Source organism: Levilactobacillus tujiorum, assembly GCF_012641185.1.
Taxonomy (GTDB): domain Bacteria; phylum Bacillota; class Bacilli; order Lactobacillales; family Lactobacillaceae; genus Levilactobacillus; species Levilactobacillus tujiorum.
Genome location: NZ_JAAXLK010000086.1, coordinates 1 through 204, shown reverse-complemented (window position 1 = coordinate 204; position 204 = coordinate 1). Strand labels below are relative to the sequence as shown.

At 49.5% G+C, this 204-nt stretch carries 1 protein-coding gene; it reads left to right on the top strand.

The features are described 5' to 3' along the window. Nucleotides 1-64 precede the first annotated feature (64 nt). Nucleotides 65-204 (top strand): transposase (locus HF569_RS12820; protein ID WP_141729386.1); only part of this gene is annotated, 140 nt, incomplete at its 3' end.

Below are 204 nucleotides of genomic sequence, written 5' to 3'. Positions count from 1 at the left end.
TAGGGACTGTCTGAAAACTAAAAATTCAGGTATAATCTGAGGAAAAACGAATCGAGGCATTCCGATGACAACACCTAAACGATACGAACTGGAAGATGCTCAGTGGGACCGAATCAAAGGATACTTCCCGCCATACCGGACTGGCCGTCCATCAAGCCTAGACAACCGTACCGCCCTCAACGCTATCCTCTGGCTCATGCGCAG